The organism is Romboutsia weinsteinii (assembly GCF_002250835.2).
GTDB classification, from domain to species: Bacteria; Bacillota; Clostridia; order Peptostreptococcales; family Peptostreptococcaceae; genus Romboutsia_A; species Romboutsia_A weinsteinii.
Map to the genome: position 1 here is coordinate 1 of NZ_NOJY02000122.1, position 2,720 is coordinate 2,720.

Sequence of the window (2,720 nt, forward strand, 5' to 3'; positions counted from 1 at the left end):
TATTAATATAGCTAAAATGCTAGGATATAGTGGGTTCTCAGAAAATATGGACATGCCAATAAGATCAAGAGGGTACAGAATACTTAATAAGATACATAGGCTTCCATCAGGAATCATAGAAAACTTAGTAAACTATTTCGGTAATTTCCGGGAAATATTAGGAGCCTCAATAGAAGATCTAGATGAGGTAGAAGGAATAGGAGAAATAAGGGCAACGTATATAAAAAATGGAATCATAAAAATGCAGCAATTAGTATTATTAGATAGGCATATATAATAAAATTATAACATTCTGCTTGAATGTAGTAGATAAGTTGGATTATAATAATTAAATATCAAGAATATAACTAGGGGGTGAAACATTGATAAGGAAAGTTACAAGAATTGTTATAGGCATAGTAGGGGTCATTATAGGACTAACTACTTATTTAACGCTAATGAAAGATTTTCCGGCGCTTAGCTTTGGAACAAATATATATGGGATAATTGCATCCGTTGTTGTAGGGATTGTCACAGGTTTACTATTCTATTTAGTAGAACCTTGGTTCATAAATAAAGTAAAAGAGATAACAAAAGTTTTAGATAAAGAGATATCTAAATATCCTCAGACAGACATTCTATTAGGATCGATAGGTCTAATAGTTGGTTTTGTAATAGCATATTTATTAAGTAGCTTGGTTAGACCAATACCAATAGTAGGTGTAGTACTATCACTACTTACATATATATTTATGGGTTATTTAGGAATAAGAATAGCACTAAAAAGTAGAGATGATTTATTCAATATAAACAAATTGAGTAGATTAGCGCCATCAGCAAAAGAAAAAACTGCTAAAAAAGAAGTTGTAAAAGCTATACCACCTAAAATATTAGATACAAGTGTAATAATAGATGGTAGGATAGCTGATATATGCAAAACAGGTTTTATAGAAGGAAAACTTATAATACCTAAATTTGTATTAGATGAATTACAGCATATAGCTGACTCTTCGGATGACTTAAAAAGAGTTAGAGGAAGAAGAGGACTTGATATACTAAATATAATTCAAAAAGAATTACATATAGAAGTTGAAATAAGTGAAGCAAGATTTGATGATATAGCTGAAGTTGATAGTAAGCTTTTAAAACTAGCTCAAGTAATAGATGGAAAGGTAGTTACTAATGATTATAATTTAAATAAAGTAGCCCAAGTCCAAGGAGTAGAGGTTTTAAATATTAATGAACTTGCTAATGCTATAAAGCCAGTAGCGATACCTGGTGAAGAGATGGTAGCACAAGTTGTTAAAGAAGGAAAAGAATCTAATCAAGGTATAGCATATTTAGATGATGGTACTATGATAGTTGTAGATGGTGGTAGAAAACATATGGGTGAAACTATAAGAGTGTTAGTTACATCAGTACTTCAAACGCCAGCAGGAAGAATGATTTTTGGAAAGCCAAAAAATTAATAAAGTTACTAAAGGTGTTATATTGCGAGTATGAATTACTTGCGATATAACCCTTTTCTATATCAATTTATAATATAAGGGGTTACACGATGAACAGTGCATTAATAGTTGCAGCCGGTAGTGGGAAAAGAATGAATGCAGGTATAAATAAGCAATTCATAAAATTAAAAAATAAAGAAATAATAGCATATACGATAGAATCTTTTTGTAAGAATGAAAACATAGATGAAATTGTAGTATGTATAAAGAAAGATGAGGAAGAATTTTTCAAAGAGCATATACTAGATAAATATAAATTTAAAAATATAAGAATTGCTTATGGAGGAAAAGAAAGACAAGACTCTATATACAATGGATTAAAAGAAGTAAATAAGAATTGCGATATTATACTTGTACATGATGGTGCAAGACCATTTGTAGATAATAGAATAATAAATGAATCTATTGAATCTGCGAAAGAAAAAAAAGCAGTGGTTGTAGGTGTGCCTGTGAAAGATACAATTAAGATTGTAAATGAAGATATCGTGGAATCAACACCAGAAAGAAGTACTTTATGGGCAGCTCAAACACCTCAAGCATTTAAGTATAAATTATTGGTAGAGGCTTATGAAGAAGCTTATAAAAATAATTACTATGGAACAGATGACTCTATGCTTGTTGAAAATATGGGTCAGAAGGTAACAATGATTATGGGCTCTTATGAAAATATAAAAATAACTAGCCCGGAAGATATAAACTTTGGAGAACAAATATTAAATACAAGAAGATAAAGTGAGGAAAAAAGATGAGAGTAGGAACTGGGTATGATGTTCATAGATTAGTAGAAGATAGAAAGCTAATAATAGGTGGCGTTGAGATACCACATGAAAAAGGGTTGTTAGGTCACTCTGATGCTGATGTTTTATTGCATGCAGTAATGGATTCTATATTAGGAGCATTAGCACTTGGAGATATTGGTAAACATTTCCCTGACACTGATGAAAAATTTAAGGGAGCAGATAGTATAAAATTATTAGAACATGTTTATAATTTAATAAAAGATAGGGGATATGCTATAGGTAATGTAGACTGTACAATAATAGCACAAAGTCCTAAGATGGCTCCTCATATAGAGAATATGAGAATTAATATATCTAAAGCACTTAATACATCAATAGATAGCATAAATGTAAAAGCAACTACTGAAGAAGGTCTTGGATTTACAGGGTCTAAAGAAGGTATATCAGCACAAAGTATATGTTTACTGATTAACGTTGACAAGTAATATTAAAT

The 2,720-nt window shown here is 30.4% G+C and carries 3 protein-coding genes and 1 pseudogene; all 4 read left to right on the forward strand.

All coding sequences use genetic code 11. The annotated features are described in order from the left end of the window. Positions 1-277: pseudogene (locus CHL78_RS19915) on the forward strand (DNA integrity scanning diadenylate cyclase DisA); the annotation flags it as partial. 85 nt (positions 278-362) lie between these two features. Continuing rightward, a complete protein-coding gene (locus tag CHL78_RS19920; protein WP_094368510.1) occupies positions 363-1,448 on the forward strand; it encodes a PIN/TRAM domain-containing protein in 1,086 nt (361 codons plus the stop codon). An 89-nt stretch (positions 1,449-1,537) separates the two neighbouring features. Then, positions 1,538-2,218, forward strand: coding sequence for a 2-C-methyl-D-erythritol 4-phosphate cytidylyltransferase (ispD, locus tag CHL78_RS19925; RefSeq protein ID WP_094368509.1), 681 nt, complete (start codon positions 1,538-1,540; stop codon positions 2,216-2,218). 14 nt (positions 2,219-2,232) lie between these two features. Then, the gene (gene ispF / locus CHL78_RS19930; protein WP_094368508.1) at positions 2,233-2,712 is read left to right on the forward strand and encodes a 2-C-methyl-D-erythritol 2,4-cyclodiphosphate synthase; all 480 of its coding nucleotides are present in this window, start codon (positions 2,233-2,235) and stop codon (positions 2,710-2,712) included. Positions 2,713-2,720 lie beyond the last annotated feature (8 nt).